Origin of the sequence: Nocardioides sp. NBC_00163 (genome assembly GCF_045206295.1) — a bacterium.
GTDB lineage: Bacteria > Actinomycetota > Actinomycetes > Propionibacteriales > Nocardioidaceae > Nocardioides.
The window spans coordinates 732,782-749,487 of the sequence record NZ_CP108155.1 but is presented as its reverse complement, the minus strand read 5'-3'; the positions used below and the strand labels follow the sequence as shown (position 1 = coordinate 749,487).

The window sequence follows — 16,706 nt, the reverse complement described above, 5'->3', positions numbered from 1 at the left end:
GCGCCGCGGTCGGCGTACGCATACGCTGAGGTCGAGGTCCGGTCTTCGGGGTGTGGGCCATCCGCCAGCGCCCTGAGGACTCACGATGGAAGACACCTCGATCACCGAGAGCTCGGGTCCGGAGAGTCCGGTACGCCTTCAGCTTCTCGGGCCGTTGCGTGCATACCGCGATGATGTGGAACTGGAGACCGGCCCGCCCCAGCAGGCATACCTGCTGGCTCTGCTCCTGGCGAGGGCGGGACGACCGACGAGCATGTCGGAGCTTGTTGACCTGCTCTGGGACGAGAACGTCCCGATGTCGGCGATCAACACCGTACAGAAGCACGTCGGGGCCATCCGCCGCATGCTCGAACCCGATCTTCCGGCGCGCGGGGCAGGGAGCTTCATCGTCCGCAGAGGTGGCGGTTACGCATTCGTCGGGCCGACCGCCACGGTGGACCTTGTCGAGTTCAGATCGTACGTGGAGAACGCCAAGACCCATCTTGCCTCGGGCGAGCGCGACGAGGCGTTCGACCAGTACGTCCAGGCAATCGGTCTCTGGCACGGCCCGGCAGGCGACGGCCTCGGCCTGGGCCTGACCGCGTCCCCACTGTTCTCCGGCATCAACGAGGAGTTCTTCGACGCTTGTGTCGCGGTTGGGGAACTGGCCGACACCCAGCGCCTTTCCATGCAGGTCGTCCAACCCCTGCGCCTGGCTGCGTGGATGGCGCCTCTCCACGAGCCCGTACAAGCCAGCCTCATGACGGTCCTCGCCGCTGCAGGCAAGCAGGCTGAAGCACTCTCCGTCTTCGAGACCGTCCGGGCGCGGCTCGCCGACGATCTCGGCGTGGCCGCGGGCGACGCGCTCCTCGCCGTCCGCGCGCGCGTCCTGCAACAGGCCAGCGTCCGAGGCGGGGAGCAGGGCGATGACCGATCTGGCGCCTCACTCATCGGTCGCGGCGAGGAACGTGCGCTGCTAGCTCGGTCGCTCGAGTCGGTGGCGGCGGGGAAAGCAGCTCTGATCACCGCCGAAGGGGAACCAGGAGCGGGGAAGACCTCCCTCTTCCTCGAGTTCACCAAGGACGCAGAGCGCCGCGGGGCGCTGGTTGTGTGGGGACGTTGCCTGAACCACGAGGGCACCCCAGCCCTGTGGCCATGGACTCGTCTGATCTCCGACCTTCTGGCGAGCCAGCCCGAGCCCGCACGCGCGGGCTTGGGCAGCGGGGAGATCGAGCGCCTCCTCGACCCACGCCCGGACAACCTTCTCGGTGGCGCCGTGCTTCCCGACAGCGGCGCCCAGTTCCGCCTGTTCGAACAGACCGTCGACCTCATCCGGGGAGCCTCCGTCGAGCGCCCGGTCGTGTTGGTGATCGACGACCTGCAATGGGCCGACGTCGCCTCGCTGCAGTTGTTCACGCACGTGGCGACTCAGCAACCGAACGGGGTCGTCCTTGCGGGTCTCTTGCGTGATCGGGCTCCTACACCAGGGGACGGGCTGCGCGGGACGCTCGCGGCGGTCGGGCGCCTGCCGCATCACCAGCGCATCCGGGTCGGTCCGCTGCAGCCGGCCGAAGTGGGTGAGCTCGTCCGTCGCGAGACCGGACAGGCCCCGAGCCCGTACGTCGCTCGCTGCATTCAGGCGCGCACCGAGGGCAACCCGTTCTTCGTGCGCGAGCTGGCCCGCCTCCTGGCTGAGAGCGAACTCGATGCTGCGGCCGGCGAGGACGCTCTGGCGCGCACCGGCGTCCCGTCCACGGTGCGCGACATCGTACGAGACCGTCTCGCCATCCTCGACCACGAGACGAAGAGGCTCGTGGAGATCGCAGCGCTCGTCGGACGGGAGGTGGACATTCGTCTGTTGGCGCGCGCAGCCCAGGTCGACGTGACCACCTGCATGGCGCTGCTCGCGCCCGCCGATTCGCAAGGCCTGGTCGAGCTGGTCGAGGGGAGACCGTTTTCGGTGCGGTTCGTGCACGACCTGGTTCGCGAGTCTGTGCACCAGACCGCCTCGCGCCTGCTCTCGACCGGACGGCTGCACGTCCAGATCGCCGATGCGTTGGAAGGGATCCGCGGAGACGACGACGCGGTCACCGAACGACTTGCCCACCACCTGTGGCTGGCCGGTCCGCTCGCAGACCCGGCGCGGACCACGACCGCGCTCGTCCGTGCTGGTCGAAGGGCCGTCGCGCAGTCCGCCTTCGACGCGGCGGTTCCTCATCTCGAGGCCGCGGCCGGCATCGCGCGCTCGGCTGGTCTGCATGAGCTCGAGCTGTCCGCGCTGTCACAGCTTGTCGCCGTCATCGGGATGCAGACCGGCTACATGGGTAGCGCTGACGCCACGTTGGATCTGCTCGAACGCTCTGAACGGGCCGCCCGGGGGCTCGGCCGAGAGCGAGAGGCAGCGGACTTCCTCTTCTCCCACTGGGCCGCTCATTCCCAAGCCATTCAGCTCGACCGCAGCGGGCTGCTCGCTCACCGGCTCCTTGCGGACAGCGAACGGTCCGACGACCCGGTCGTGCAGGCGTACGGACGGCACGCGTGGGGGATCCACCAGTGGGACATCGGGAACATCGGCGAGGCATATCGACACCTCAGCGAGTCGAACGCCGTCGTCGCCGAACGGGCGAACTCCCTCGACCAGGACCAGCTGCGCCATGACCTACAACTGCTGTCGCCGGCGATGCTCGCGCTCAACACCGCGTTGCACGGCAAGGTCGAGGACGCCCGGGGCATGTTCGACCGGATCGAGAGCGATGCCGGCAATCACTCCTACGACGTCACCGTGTGGTCCGCGTTCGCGGTCACGGCCGCGGCGCTGATGGCTGACCCTTCCTGGGCGCTACGCGCCGCCGAGCGAGGTATCGCAGCAGATCCGGATTACTCGTTCCGCTTCCTCGGGGCCTACCAGCGGCTAGGGCGTTGCTGGGCACAGGCGGTCACCGGCCGGGACGCAGATCGGTCGCTGAGCCAGGCAGAAGCACTCATCGAGTCGAACCTGGCCGACCCTCCGCGATCCGGCCTGACCACCTGGTTGGCTCTCCTCAGCGAGATGTATCTCGCACGCGGGCGGCTTCACGAGGCCGCTGACGCTCTCAGGCGAGCCGACGCCTCGATCGAAGCGTATGGGCAGCGCTATGCGGCTGCGTTCGTACAGCTGATGCGCGCGAGGCTGCGGCTCGAACTCGGTGATCCTCTGGACGCCGTGCACCTGGCCGCAGCGCAGGCGCGAGAGACAGCGATCGCTCAGCAGGCGTACCTGTTCGTCCGCCGCTCGGACGACTTCCTTGGGCTGGATCGCAGCTCGTGACCCCACAGGATGGTCGATGCCCACTGGCGAACAACCTCGAAATGGCCGAAGGCCCCGGGTAACCCGGGGCCTTCGGAGTCGGACAGCAGAGCGGTCGGCTCAGATGTCGTAGTAGAGCTCGAACTCGTGCGGGTGCGGGCGGAGCTGGATCGGGAGGATCTCGTCGTTGGTCTTGTAGTCGATCCAGGTCTCGATCAGGTCGGGGGTGAAGACGTCGCCCACGGTGAGGAAGTCGTGGTCGTTCTCCAGAGCCGACAGGACGGCACCGAGGGAGGTCGGCACCTGGTTGATCTCGGCCATCTCGTCCGGCGGCAGCTCGTAGATGTCCTTGTCGATCGGAGCGGGCGGCTCGATCTTGTTCTGGATACCGTCGATGCCGGCGAGGAGCAGGGCCGAGAAGGCGAGGTACGGGTTCGAGGACGGGTCCGGGAACCGGGTCTCGACGCGCTTGGCCTTCGGGTTGGTGCCGGTGATCGGGATGCGGACCGCGGCGGAGCGGTTGCGCGAGGAGTAGACCAGCGAGATCGGAGCCTCGAAGCCCGGCACCAGGCGGTGGAAGGAGTTCACGGTCGGGTTGGTGAACGCCAGCACCGAGGGGGCGTGCTTCAGGACGCCGCCGATGTACCAGCGGGCCATGTCGGAGAGGCCGCCGTAGCCGGTCTCGTCGTAGAACAGCGGCTCGCCGGCGTTCCAGATCGACTGGTGGACGTGCATGCCCGAGCCGTTGTCGCCGAAGACGGGCTTCGGCATGAAGGTGACCGTCTTGCCGGCCTCCCAGGCGGTGTTCTTGACGATGTACTTGAACTTCATGACATCGTCGGCAGCCTTGAGCAGCGTGTCGAACTTGTAGTTGATCTCCGCCTGGCCGGCGGTGCCGACCTCGTGGTGGGCGCGCTCGACGAGCAGGCCGGAGGCCTCGAGGTTCTTGACCATCGTGTCGCGCAGGTCGGCGAAGTGGTCGGTGGGGGAGACCGGGAAGTAGCCGCCCTTGTAGCGCGTCTTGTAGCCCAGGTTGTTCGAGCCGTCGGGGTTCTTGTCGGCGCCCGAGTTCCACCAGGCCTCGACGGAGTCGATCTTGTAGAACGACTCGCCCTCGGAGGTGTTGTAGGCGACCTTGTCGAAGATGAAGAACTCGGCCTCGGGGGCGAAGAAGGCGGTGTCACCGATGCCGGTCGAGGCGAGGTACGCCAGAGCCTTGCGCGCGATGTTGCGCGGGTCGCGAGAGTAGGCCTCCCCGGTGATCGGGTCGTGCACGAAGTACATCAGCGCGAGGGTCTTCGCGGCGCGGAACGGGTCGATGTACGCAGTCGTGACGTCCGGGTAGAGCGCCATGTCGGACTCGTTGATCGTCTGGAAACCACGGATCGACGAACCGTCGAAGGCCATCGGCTCCAGGTTGAACGACGACACGGGCACCGTGAAGTGCTGCTGGACGCCAGGCAGGTCGACGAAACGGATGTCGACGAACTCGACCCCCTCGTCAGAGATGAACTTCAAGAGTTCGTCGTCAGTGCTGAACATCAATCCTCCTTGGCTCACCCGGTCGGGCAGAGCCAGATAGGTCTCTCGCGATCGAGGCCGGACCCTCATGGATCCGACCGTGCCACGCAAATTACGAAGGGACGGTTGCACAGGAGTGTCGCAAATGTTTCAGGCGTGTAACAGGTTGTGTGATTTGATCGGCAACCATCCCGGATCTCACCCCTCAAGACGTTGCCGCCTACCCTTACGACGTGACCAGTTCCGCCACTCCTGCGACGCCCACTCTGCCTTATGACACTGCGAGCTGGGGCAGGCGCGTCCTGGCCCTGTTCATCGACTGGCTCACGTCGTCGCTGGTGGCGTCGGTCTTCCTCGGCGTACGGGCGCTGCCGTTCGGGTCGTTGCTCGCCGGTGTCGACCCGCGGCCGTCCGACAACCTGTGGATCCTGGTCGTCTTCATCGTGCAGACGGCGGTCTTCACCACGCTCGGCGGCGGCTCCTTCGGCAAGCTCGTCACTCGCCTGCGTACGGTGCGGGTCACGGCCGGTGAGCCGGACGTACGCCCGCTCGATCCGCTGCGGAGCATCGCCCGTCAGATCCTGGTCGTCCTCGTCGTACCGCCGCTGGTCTTCCGTCCTGACCGCCGCGGGCTCCACGATCTTGCGGCAGGTACGGCGACCGTCACGCTTCAGACCTATCGACACGTGTTTCGCCGGGTTGGTTGAGAGGCATCCGGGGGTAGGTTTGACCGGTCAGCCGCAAGCAGCGGCAAACACGAAGGGAAGCTCAATGACGCTCAACCGTACTCTCGGGCCACGTGGCCTCTGGCGCCGCGCCGCTGTCGCAGGCGTGCTGGCCGTATCGCTCTCGGGCCTGGTGGCCTGCGGTGGCGGTGGAGGAGCCGGCGGCGCCAGCGAGGGTGACTCGGTCTCGGCCGAGGAGATGACCGAGGTGATGAAGAAGGCGACTGACATCGACACCGCCCACTTCACCACGAAGATGGACGCGAAGGCGTCGGGTCAGACGGTCTCGATGACCGGCGAGGGCGACATCCAGAAGGAGCCGCCGGCGCAGCACTCCACCATGAAGATGAGTGGTGGCTCGATGAACATGGATCTGGAGACGATCCTTGTCGACGAGAAGATCTACATCAAGGGCATGATGGGCGACTCGTGGATGACCGCGAGCGCCGAAGACCTCGCCAAGATGGGCGGGACCAGCCTGGAGTCGATGAGCAACCCGCTCGCCTTCTTCGACGGGATGGAGGAGTCGATCAAGTCCTCCAAGTTCGAGGGTGAGGAGAAGGTCGACGGCACCGACACCAAGCACTACAGCTTCACCGTCGACTCCGCCGGGCTCGCCGAGAGCCTCGGCGCCGACAGCACCAAGGGCATGCCCGAGACGATCGACCAGGACATCTGGGTCGACGCCGACGGCCTGCTCCGCAAGGCCGAGGTCGGTATGGGCGACATGGGCACCGTCGAGATGATGCTGTCCAAGCACGGCGAGGACGTGACCATCGAGGCGCCGCCGGCGGACCAGGTCACCGACATGCCGAGCATGGCCGGCTGACAGCCAGTTCGTACGCAGCAGGGCCGGTCCCCGAACGGGGACCGGCCCTGCTCCATTTCGTGGCACTGTGTCGGCATGACTCTCGACCCCGAAAGCACCCGGCAGATCGAGGCCAACCGAGCCAACTGGGACGCCCGTACGCCGATCCACGTCGCCAGCGCCTTCTACGGCATCGACGGGTCGAGGCCCGCCGAGTCGTGGTTCGCCGACTACGAGTGGAGCGACCTCGGTGAGCTGTCGGGACGCGAGGTCGTGCATCTGCAGTGTCATCTCGGCACCGAGACGGTGGCGTTCGCGCAGCGGGGTGCGGTGACGTACGGGCTGGACATCTCGGCCGAGGCGGTGGCCGCAGCGCGCCGGATCGCCGCCGAGCGCGGGCTGGCCGTCGACTACCACGAGGCCGACGTCCACGACGCCGTCGAGGTCCTGGGCGCCGGCCGGTTCGACGTCGTCTACACCGGTAAGGGCGCGGTCTGCTACCTACCCGACATCGACCTGTGGGCACGGGTCGTCCACGACCTGCTCAAGCCCGGCGGGTTCCTCTACCTGGCCGAGTTCCACCCGCTCCTCGACGCCCTCGGCGAGGTGCCGGAGCCGGGTAGGGAGGACTCCCTGGAGCTGCGCCACGACTACCTCTCGGGCCGGGGCGCGATCGCGAAGGACTCGACCCGCACCTACACCGACGGCCCGGCGCTGAGCAGCGCCACGACGGCGTACGAGTGGCGCCACGGGGCCGGCGAGGTCGTCACCGCCCTCGCCGGTGCGGGCCTGCGGATCGAGGTCGTACGCGAGGACGAGCGGCTGCCGTGGCCTCGCTTCCCGTCCATGGTGGCGGGAGACGACGGCTGGTTCAGGCTGCCCGAGCAGGCGCCCCGGATCCCGCTTCTCTACGCGATCCGGGCACGCCGGTCCGGGTGACTGGTATTGGTCGTGCAACGCTTCTGGAACTTCGCCCTCGCGTCGGGGAACGATGTGTGACCATCCATGGACCGTTCGGTGATGGCAAGGTATTGGAAGGCGTTGCGCGTGCACAAAGATCGTCGATTGACGTATTCACTAGTTGGACCTGCACTCGTATCTATGTGCCTTGTCGCGTTAGTGGGATGTGGTCAGGAGGCCTCTACTTCGCAGGAATCCACTGACGTACTCAAGAGCTCGCTTGAGCGGATCGAGTCCACCCACATGAAGCTGTCGATGATCGTTGGTCCGACGCCCGACGAGGCGAACTATATCTCGCTGGACGCCGATGCGACGGTAGGGGAAGAGGTGCCCTCGCAATCGAGATGGAGTTTCGCCGGCAAGAAGCTTGGCTCGAAGGTCGTCGATGTGAGGGTTCCTGACAGCGACGAGGCGTACCTGAGCTACACCGACTATGGCGCGGACGAGAACTGGATCCGGGCGTCAAACATCAAGGAACTCGCGTTGCGCGACCAGATCGCTCGCCCGTTGGACATGGTGGAAACCATCGCGCGGGACCTGGACAGTGCGACCTACGAGGGCGACGATCCGTCGGGGGCAATGGAAGGACCTAGATACCTGCTGACCCTTCCGGTCGGAGGGCTGGGAGATGCGCTCGCAGGCGTCGCGGAGCTTGCGGAGGTTGACCTTCCGGAGGTGGTCGATGCGTACTTCTGGACTGACGACGAGGGCGATCCGGTCTCGATCGTGTTCGATCCGGAGGACACCGTGCCGGACTTCTCCATGCGGATCGACTTCAGCAACAACGACGAGGACTTCACGATCGAGACTCCGTCAGTTTGAGGGTGCCGCGGGAGCGGCGCGAGGCGAGCTGACAGCGATGGAACTCGACTTGGAAATGTAGTCCGGGACGTTCCGGCCCATGTACCCGTGAGTAATGGACCGGAACGTCCCGGACTATCCACGCAAGAACGGTCAGCGGCCGCGGAGGTTGCCGCGCATGCCCTTCATCGAGGTCGGGACGGGGCCCTTCGGGATCGGCATGGTGCCGCGGGTGGCGTCGACGGCCTTGAGGCGGTTGAGGATGTCGGTGATCTCGGGGCCGGCGACCTTGCGGCCGATCTTGGTGACGTGCTTGGTCAGCTGCGGCAGCGGCACCTCGTCCTCACCGTTGCCGGCGACGACGGTCGTGATCGGCACCTCGCCCAGGACGCGGGCGTGGGTGCGCTTGGTGCTGGCCAGCAGCGAGCGGACCTTGCTCGGGCTGTTGCCCTCGCCGACGAGGACGACTCCCGGAGGGCCGACCACGCGGTGGACCAGCGTCTGGCTGCGCGGCTCGACGCCCACGGCCTGGGTGACGGTCCAGCCTCGGCGGAGCATGGTCAGGGCGGCGTACCCGCCACCGACCTGGCCCTCGAGCCGGGCGTACATCACCTTCTGCGCGCGCCGCGAAAAGACCACCATCGCGGCGAGGAGGCCGGCCAGCAGGGCACCGACGATCGTGAAGATCCAGGAGAAGATGCCCTCGCCGGGCAGGAACCAGAAGATCACGCCGGCGACCGCGGCGACGACCACGAAGATCGAGCCGAGGATGAGGCCGATCTTGGGGTCTGACTGCTTGGTGAGCTTGTAGGTCTCCACCATCTGCTGGCGGCGACTCATGGTGCTCGGGTCGGTCTGGGACATCTTCCTCTTTCAGTCTTCAGATTTCGTACGCTGCGTCAGGCTGTGGCAGCAGCGGTGTCTCGCGCCTCGATCGCCTGACGGTACAGCCGACCGGCGCGGTAGGACGAACGAACGAGTGGACCGGACATGACGCCGGAGAAGCCGATCTCCTCGGCCTCGGCCTGGAGCTCGATGAACTCCTCGGGCTTGACCCACCGCTCGACGGGGTGGTGACGCACGCTCGGGCGCAGGTACTGCGTGATCGTGATCAGCTCGCAGCCGGCTGCGTGCAGGTCGCGCAGAGCCTCGGAGACCTCTTCGCGGGTCTCGCCCATGCCGAGGATCAGGTTGGACTTCGTCACCAGGCCGAAGTCGCGAGCCTGGGTGATCACGTCGAGGCTGCGCTCGTAGCGGAACGCCGGACGGATCCGCTTGAAGATCCGCGGGACGGTCTCGACGTTGTGCGCGAGGACCTCGGGACGGGACTCGAAGACCTCCTGGAGAAGCTCCGGGATGCCGTTGAAGTCGGGGATGAGGTTCTCGACGCCGGTCTCGGGGTTGAGCTCGTGGATCTGCTTGACCGTCTCGGCGTAGAGCCAGGCGCCGCCGTCGGCCAGGTCGTCACGGGCGACGCCGGTGATGGTGGCGTACTTCAGGCCCATGGTCTGCACGGACTCGGCAACGCGGCGGGGCTCGTCGCGGTCGAGGTCGGTCGGCTTGCCGGTGTCGATCTGGCAGAAGTCGCAGCGTCGGGTGCACTGGTCGCCGCCGATGAGGAAGGTGGCCTCGCGGTCCTCCCAGCACTCGAAGATGTTGGGGCAGCCGGCCTCCTGGCACACCGTGTGCAGGCCCTCGGACTTCACCAGCGCGGTGAGCTCCTTGTATTCCGGCCCCATCTTCGCTTTGGTCTTGATCCACTCCGGTTTGCGTTCGATCGGAGTCTGCGCGTTGCGGACCTCGAGACGGAGGAGCTTGCGACCTTCTGGGGCAGGAGCTTGAGTCACCCCACAAGGGTACGCCGCGTGGTGGTGGAACCTCGAAGGCAGGCGGCTACTGGTCGGTCACACCGACCGTGGCCGGCCCGTTCAGCCCAGGCTGGGGGAGAGCAGCGGAACCCGTGGCGTCTTCGCCGGGTCGGGCTTGGCATCGAGGCTCGGGCCCTGCTCGTAGTCGCGCCAGGAGAGCATCTCGGCGATCTGCGCGTGGAGCACCGGCATCGCCTCGGCGTTGCCGATCTGCCGCCCGGCCTCGATCGAGAGGGTGGTGACGCCGGCGTCGGAGATACCGCACGGCACGAACCGCTCGTACCAGCCCAGGTCGACGTCGCAGTTGAGCGCGATGCCGTGCATGGTCACGTGCTGGCTGACCCGCAGCCCGATCGCTCCGACCTTGCGCTCCAGGCGGCGTACGCCGTCAGGGGTCTCGCCCGCCGGCAGCCACACGCCGCTCCGGCCGGGGACCCGGTAGACGCTGACGCCGAACTCGGCGCAGGTCAGGATCATCGCCTGCTCCAGGCGGCGTACGAAGTCGACGACCTTGACCTTCTCCGGCAGCCGCACGATCGGGTAGGCGACGATCTGGCCGGGGCCGTGGAAGGTCACCTCACCGCCGCGGTCGACGTCGATCACCGGGGCGCCGCCGGGATCCGCAGGCCGGTCCTCCGGCTTCGTACGCTTCCCCGCGGTGAAAGTCGGCGGGTGCTCGAGCAGCAGCACCGTGTCGGCCTCTTCGCGGTCGACGACGCGCTGATGGACCTGCTTCTGCAGCTCCCAGGCGTCCAGGTAGTCGATCGTCCCGACCTCAACGAAGCGCAGCTCACTCACGCCTGAGATCGTACGCCGGGCCGGATAACGGTTTGGCGATAACCCCGCGGGGGGTAAAGAGATTGTGCGCAGAATGCGCGTGTTTCGACGGGCCGCGCTCGGGAGCGATCGGTCATCGGATCAGTACTGAAAGGCACACAGACGTGCGTACCACCCAGAACCGGCGCCGCCTCGCGGCGGTCGTCCTCGCGCTCGCCGCGATGTCCACCGTCGCGGCCTGTGGCAGCGAGCCGGCCGAGAAGAAGGCCGAAGCCGCGACCGCCGCCATCTCGGCCTTCGAGCCGGGCGCCAAGCTGACACCCGACAAGGCCAAGAAGGTCGTGCAAGCGGCCGCCAAGTCCATGTCGACAGTCCACGTCGAGATGGAGATCACCGCCGTCGAGGATGGCGAGTCGACGGAGGGAATGGGCGAGGGGGACTTTCAGCAGGAACCGCTGGGCTTCCACGTGAAGGGCAAGGTCAGTGACCTCGAGGGACCGACCAACGTCGAGTTCGTCACTCTCGAGGACGTCGCGTACGCCAACATGGACGGCGAATGGGTCAAGGGCGGAATCGCCAACCTGATGGCTGTCGTGATGCCTCCGCCCCACCTCTTCCTGGAGTCCGTCACCAGGGCGATCGCAACCGACAGCACGATGTACGTCGGGGAGGAGTCGGTCGAAGAGATCGACACCGCGCACTACACGTTCTCTGCGGGTGAGACCGACTTCGGGGCCGAGGGCTCATTGGTCGACGTTTTCGTCGACTCCGACGGCAAGCTGGTGCGTCTGCGGATGAACGGTGGCGACTCTGGAACGGTCGACTTCGGCTTCTCGGCTCACGGCGAGCAGGTGACCATCGAGAAGCCGAGCGGCAAGATCACCGACATGTCCGACATGGACATGTAGCCCTCACCAGGTGAGATGACGAGCGGCGCGGCCCCGTGGGGACCGCGCCGCTCGTTGCTCACCGGCTCAGATCTCGAACTGAGCAGCCTCGAGGCGCTTCTTGACGTCCTGGAGGAAGCGGCCGGCGTCGGCGCCGTCGACCAGGCGGTGGTCGTAGGTCAGCGCGACGTTGACCATGTAGCGCACCGCGATCGTCTCGCCGAGGTCCGGGTCGTCGATGACGACCGGACGCTTCACGACAGCACCCGGGCCGAGGATGGCGACCTGCGGCTGGTTGATGATCGGGGTGTCGAAGAGCGCACCGAACGAACCCAGGTTGGTGATCGTGAAGGTGCCGCCGGAGAGCTCGTCCGGGGTGATCTTGTTGTTGCGCGTGCGGTCGGCCACGTCCGCGATCTTCTTCGCGATGCCGGCGATCGAGAGGTCGCCCGCGTCCTTGACGACGGGGGTCAGCAGACCCTTCTCGGTGTCGACGGCGAAGGCGATGTTCTCGCGGTCGTAGTAGGTGACCGTGCCGGCCTCGATGTCGATCCCGGCGTTGAGCTTCGGGTGCACCTTGAGCGCGTCGATCGCGGCCTTGGCGAAGAACGGCAGGTAGGTCAGCTTGACGCCCTCGCGCTGCAGGAACCCGGCCTTGTTGGCCTCACGGAGGCGGGCGATGTTGGTGACATCGACCTCCATGACCTGGGTCAGCTGCGCCGCGGTGTGCAGCGACTCGGTCATCCGCTCGGCGATCACCTTGCGCAGACGCGAGATCTTCTCGGTGGTGCCACGCAGCGGCGACGGGGCCGCAGGAGCGGCGGAGGAAGCGGCCGGAGCGGCCGAGGCCGCCGGAGCTGCGGCTGCCGGGGCAGCGGTCGGAGCCGACTTGGCGGCGGCAGCCTGGAGGATGTCCTCCTTGCGGATGCGGCCACCGACGCCCGAACCCTGGACGGTCTCGAGGTCGACGTTGTGCTGGGCCGCGAGCTTGCGTACGAGCGGGGTGACGTAGCCGCCGGGCTGGATCGCCGGGGAGGCATCGGTGGACGGCGCGGCGTGAGCCGGGGCCGCCGGAGCCGGAGCAGCAGGGGCAGGCGCGGCCGGGGCCGGAGCCGGGGCGGCAGGCGCCGGAGCAGGTGCGGCGGCGGCCGGAGCGGGCTCGGGCTCGGGGGCAGGAGCCGGCTCGGGCTCGGGAGTGGGCTCCGGGGCCGGGGCGGCAGGTGCGGGCTCGGCAGCCGGAGCGGCGCCGGCGTCACCGACGAGCGCGAGCACGGCGCCGACCTCGACGGTCTCGTCCTCGGCGACCTTGATCTCGAGCAGGGTGCCGGCGACCGGCGAGGGGATCTCGGTGTCGACCTTGTCGGTGGAGACCTCGAGCAGCGCGTCGTCCACGGCGACCGTGTCGCCGACCTGCTTGAGCCAGCGGGTGACGGTGCCCTCGGTGACCGACTCACCCAGCGCGGGGAGGGCGACCTCGGTGGCGTTGCCACCGGCGGCCGGGGCGGGAGCGGCAGCCTCGGCGGGCTCGGCCGCAGGCGCGGCGGGCTCCGCGGGAGCGGCGCCGGCCTCGTCGGCAGCGCCGATGACGGCGAGCAGGCCACCGACCTCGACGGTGTCGTCCTCGGACGCCTTGATCTCGAGCAGGGTGCCGGCGACCGGCGAGGGGATCTCGGTGTCGACCTTGTCGGTGGAGACCTCCAGCAGGGCCTCGTCGACCGCAACCGTGTCGCCGACCTGCTTGAGCCAGCGGGTGACGGTGCCCTCGGTGACGGACTCGCCGAGTGCCGGGAGAGTTACTTCGGTGGCCATGGATTCCTTCGTTCTACGTCTGTTCGTTGCTCTACTTGTATGTCCGGACACGCGCGTCACCACGACCGAGCCCAAGGGCTCGGCGAGGAGAGAGTCGCATCGGTCTGGGCCGACACCTGCCCGACGCACTCATGATGCCGCCAGACGGGCGGCCAAGGGCGTCGATCACGGAGCCCATCTTGTCACTACCCCCGCAGCGCTGTGTCAACCGGACCACTACTGATCGGTAGCCATCTCGCGTACGTAGTCCACCAGTGTTGCCACCGCCACACCCGTGCCTCCGGGAGTGAGGTGGCCGGAGGCGCCGCCACTGTTGAAGGACGGTCCGGCGATGTCGAGGTGGGCCCAGGGGAGACCGCCGGTGAACTCGCGCAGGAATGCCGCGGCGTACAGCCCACCGCCCCAGCGGATCCAGTCGTGCTGGTTGAGGTCGGCCACCTTGGAGGAACGGATTCGCTCGTCCATCCATTCCGGGATGGGCATCGGCCACATCTGCTCGCCGGCGACATCGGCAGCGGCGAGGACGCGGTCGACGACGTCCTCGGAGCCGAGTACGCCGCTGACCCGGTCACCCAGCGCCATCACCATGTGACCGGTGAGGGTGGCGACGTCGATGATCAGGTCCGGCGAGACCTCGGTGGCCCGCACGAGGGCGTCGGCGAGGATCATCCGGCCTTCGGCGTCCATGTTGGAGACCTCGACGGTCGTGCCGCCGTAGTGGGTGACCACGTCACCGGGGCGGTAGGACGAGCCGGAGACCATGTTCTCCGCCATCGGCACGAACGCGGAGACCTTCACCGGCAGCCCGAGGCGGGCGATCGCGAAGGTCGCCTGGGCCACCGCGGCGGCACCGGCCATGTCCGACTTCATCGTGGACATCGAGCTGCCCGGCTTGATGGTGAGGCCGCCGGAGTCGAAGGTGATCCCCTTGCCGACCAGCGCGATGTGCGCGCGACTGTCGTCGGGGGAGTACGTGAGCTCGACCAGGCGCGGCTTTGCCGCCGAGCCCATGCCCACCGCGAGGATGCCGCCGCAGCCGAGCTCGGCGAGCTGCTCCTCGTCGTACACGGTCGTCTCGACGCCCTCGACCAGCTCGGCCACGTGCGCGATGGCGTCGGCGAACGCCGGGGGAGTCAGGTCGGCCGGCGGGATGTTGACCCACTCGCGCGTGCCGGCGACCGCCTGGGCGAGGATCTGCGCCTCCTCGAAGGCGGTGACCGCGTCCGTACGCCGCGCGATCGCGCTCAGGATCGCGACATCGCTCGGCCCGTTGCTGTCCCCACCAGACTTGCCGCTGCTCGACTTCGCTGTGCTCGACTTATAGGTGGTGTAGGTGTAGCCGCCGAGGACGTAGCCCTCGGTGACGGCACGCACCAGGTCAGGGGTGTCGGCGGGAAGGGACACGGCGACGGAGGTCGCGTTGGGCACGGCGCGGGCGGCGGCGCCGGCGGCGCGGCGTACGGCATCGGCCGAGTAGGTCCCATCGGAACCAGGCTTGCCGAGCCCGACCAGCACGAGGAGCTGGGCGCCGATCTCGGTCCCGGCGGGCAGGCGGGTGACCTCGCCGGCCTTGCCGCTGACACCGAGGGTGGCGAGCATCCCGCGCCACCGGCGACCGTAGGCGTCCTTGACGTCCTCCGCGCCGGCGGTCACCTCGGCAGCCTTCGCGCCCTGGCCGATGCCGACGACGACCGCCTCGGCACGGGTCTTGGCAGGGGAGGCGGTACGCAGCGTGTAGGTGATGTCAGGCAGGGTCACGCCGTGCAGTCTAGGTGTGGCGCGCCCGGAGGGGGCGCGGACCGGGGAGTGTCGGCCTGGTGCGATAAGTTCGCGGTATGGCTGAAGAGACCTCCACGGGGGGCGGGTCGGAGCTGCTCCAGTCCCCTCTGCACGAAAACCACGTCGGGCTCGGCGCGAAGTTCGCTGAGTTCGGCGGCTGGTCGATGCCGCTGGAGTACTCCGGCGTCGTCAAGGAGCACACGGCGGTCCGTGAGGCCGTCGGGGTCTTCGACGTCAGCCACCTGGGCAAGGTCATGATCAGCGGGCCGGGTGCGGCCGACTTCGTCAACGCGTCCTTCACCAACGACCTCAACCGGATCAAGCCGGGCAAGGCCCAGTACACGTTGTGCTGCGACGAGGAGACCGGCGGCATCGTCGACGACCTGATCGCCTACTACCGCGACGACGAGCACGTCCTGATCGTTCCCAACGCCGCCAACACACCGGAGGTCGTGCGCCGGCTCCAGGAGGCCGCGCCCGAGGGGATCAACCTCGCCGACCACCACCGCGACTACGCGGTGCTCGCCGTCCAGGGGCCGAAGTCCGACGAGCTGCTCGAGGCGGTCGGGCTGCCGGCCGGTCACGAATACATGTCCTTCGTGGAGGCGGCCGCTCCCGACGTACTCGGTGACGAGATCGGCGTGGTCGTGTGCCGCTCCGGCTACTCCGGCGAGCGCGGCTACGAGCTGATCGTCGCCAACGAGGCCGCCGGCGCCCTCTGGGACGCGCTCCTGTCCCGGGGCGAGGAGCTCGGCGCGGTGCCGTGCGGCCTCGGCGCCCGCGACACCCTGCGTACGGAGATGGGCTACCCGCTCCACGGGCAGGACATCGCCCTCGACGTCACTCCCAACGAGGCCGGCATCGGCTGGGCCGTCGGCTGGAAGAAGGATGCCTTCTGGGGCCGCGACAAGCTGGTCGCCGAGAAGGAGGCCGGCCCGAAGCGCGCCCTGCGCGGCATCGTCGCAGTCGGGCGAGGCATCCCACGTCCACACATGACCGCCTCCCTGACCGCCGACGTGCCGGTCGGCGAGGTCACCTCCGGCACCTTCTCGCCCACGCTGAAGAAGGGCGTCGGCCTGGTGCTCGTCTCGACCACGGTCAACCCCGAGGCCGAGATCGGCATCGACGTACGCGGCCGCCGCGAGATCTTCCAGCTCACCAAGCCTCCCTTCGTCCCTTCGCACGTTCGGGAGGGCTGATGAGCATCCCCGACGTGCCGTCCGTCTTCAAGCAGCCGTCGGCCGCCGACCGGCCGTGGTGGTGGCAGCTCGTCGATGCCTCGGGTGCCGAGGTGTCGGTCGACGGAGACCTCGCCGGCCAGCGCTTCGCCAACCAGAGCGACGCCGAGTCGTGGGTGGGCGAGGTCTGGCAGGACCTCCTGGACGCCGGCGTGGCCGCGGTGGTGCTCTTCGAGCACGACCGGCAGGTCTACGGCCCGATGAAGCTCACGGCCTGACGCACATCCACGACCTCGCCCCTCAAGGGTCGATGCGGTGGTCTCTTCCC

Annotated in this window: 14 protein-coding genes; 8 read left to right on the top strand and 6 right to left on the bottom strand. The window is 68.0% G+C overall.

Translation table 11 applies throughout. The annotated features are described in order from the left end of the window. The first annotated feature begins 85 nt into the window (after window positions 1–85). A complete protein-coding gene (locus OG801_RS03640; protein ID WP_406033706.1) occupies window positions 86–3,286 on the top strand; it encodes an AAA family ATPase in 3,201 nt (1,066 codons plus the stop codon). Between the two features lie 99 nt (window positions 3,287–3,385). Here OG801_RS03640 and glnA read toward each other — a convergent pair whose 3' ends face one another. Beyond that, window positions 3,386–4,807, bottom strand: a complete 1,422-nt coding sequence (gene glnA, locus OG801_RS03635) for a type I glutamate--ammonia ligase (protein ID WP_355022021.1) — start codon at window positions 4,805–4,807, stop codon at window positions 3,386–3,388. 212 nt (window positions 4,808–5,019) lie between these two features. Between glnA and OG801_RS03630 the strand changes: the two genes are divergently transcribed. The 4 genes from OG801_RS03630 to OG801_RS03615 all read left to right on the top strand — a co-directional run bounded on the left by OG801_RS03630 (window position 5,020) and on the right by OG801_RS03615 (window position 8,101). After that, window positions 5,020–5,493: an RDD family protein gene (locus tag OG801_RS03630; RefSeq protein ID WP_355022020.1), complete on the top strand. Its 474-nt coding sequence runs from the start codon at window positions 5,020–5,022 to the stop codon at window positions 5,491–5,493. 64 nt (window positions 5,494–5,557) lie between these two features. Beyond that, window positions 5,558–6,340, top strand: a complete 783-nt coding sequence (locus OG801_RS03625; protein ID WP_355022019.1) for a DUF6612 family protein — start codon at window positions 5,558–5,560, stop codon at window positions 6,338–6,340. A 75-nt stretch (window positions 6,341–6,415) separates the two neighbouring features. Further along, complete coding sequence (locus OG801_RS03620) at window positions 6,416–7,258, top strand: class I SAM-dependent methyltransferase (protein ID WP_406033703.1); 843 nt, start codon at window positions 6,416–6,418, stop codon at window positions 7,256–7,258. A 264-nt stretch (window positions 7,259–7,522) separates the two neighbouring features. Then, complete coding sequence (locus OG801_RS03615) at window positions 7,523–8,101, top strand: hypothetical protein (RefSeq protein ID WP_406033701.1); 579 nt, start codon at window positions 7,523–7,525, stop codon at window positions 8,099–8,101. 132 nt (window positions 8,102–8,233) lie between these two features. On the opposite strand, the gene OG801_RS03610 is transcribed toward OG801_RS03615, so the two are convergent. The 3 genes from OG801_RS03610 to lipB form a co-directional block, all read right to left on the bottom strand. After that, the gene (locus tag OG801_RS03610) at window positions 8,234–8,944 is read right to left on the bottom strand and encodes a DUF4191 domain-containing protein (RefSeq protein WP_160022402.1); all 711 of its coding nucleotides are present in this window, start codon (window positions 8,942–8,944) and stop codon (window positions 8,234–8,236) included. A gap of 35 nt (window positions 8,945–8,979) precedes the next feature. Then, entirely contained in the window at window positions 8,980–9,927 is a 948-nt protein-coding gene (lipA, locus tag OG801_RS03605) for a lipoyl synthase (RefSeq protein WP_406019959.1), read from the bottom strand. An 81-nt stretch (window positions 9,928–10,008) separates the two neighbouring features. Then, the gene (gene lipB, locus OG801_RS03600; RefSeq protein ID WP_406033699.1) at window positions 10,009–10,746 is read right to left on the bottom strand and encodes a lipoyl(octanoyl) transferase LipB; all 738 of its coding nucleotides are present in this window, start codon (window positions 10,744–10,746) and stop codon (window positions 10,009–10,011) included. Between the two features lie 143 nt (window positions 10,747–10,889). Between lipB and OG801_RS03595 the strand changes: the two genes are divergently transcribed. Beyond that, entirely contained in the window at window positions 10,890–11,633 is a 744-nt protein-coding gene (locus OG801_RS03595) for a hypothetical protein (protein ID WP_406033697.1), read from the top strand. 66 nt (window positions 11,634–11,699) lie between these two features. On the opposite strand, the gene sucB is transcribed toward OG801_RS03595, so the two are convergent. Both sucB and OG801_RS03585 read right to left on the bottom strand, forming a co-directional pair. Continuing rightward, complete coding sequence (gene sucB / locus OG801_RS03590) at window positions 11,700–13,421, bottom strand: 2-oxoglutarate dehydrogenase, E2 component, dihydrolipoamide succinyltransferase (RefSeq protein ID WP_406033695.1); 1,722 nt, start codon at window positions 13,419–13,421, stop codon at window positions 11,700–11,702. 216 nt (window positions 13,422–13,637) lie between these two features. Next, window positions 13,638–15,179 carry a leucyl aminopeptidase gene (locus tag OG801_RS03585; RefSeq protein WP_406033693.1) on the bottom strand — a complete coding sequence of 514 codons (1,542 nt, stop codon included), beginning with the start codon at window positions 15,177–15,179 and terminating at the stop codon, window positions 13,638–13,640. A 77-nt stretch (window positions 15,180–15,256) separates the two neighbouring features. Between OG801_RS03585 and gcvT the strand changes: the two genes are divergently transcribed. After that, entirely contained in the window at window positions 15,257–16,399 is a 1,143-nt protein-coding gene (gene gcvT / locus OG801_RS03580; protein ID WP_355022012.1) for a glycine cleavage system aminomethyltransferase GcvT, read from the top strand. Next, window positions 16,399–16,656: a hypothetical protein gene (locus tag OG801_RS03575; protein WP_176883497.1), complete on the top strand. Its 258-nt coding sequence runs from the start codon at window positions 16,399–16,401 to the stop codon at window positions 16,654–16,656. Before gcvT ends, OG801_RS03575 begins: the two co-directional genes overlap by 1 nt. Window positions 16,657–16,706 lie beyond the last annotated feature (50 nt).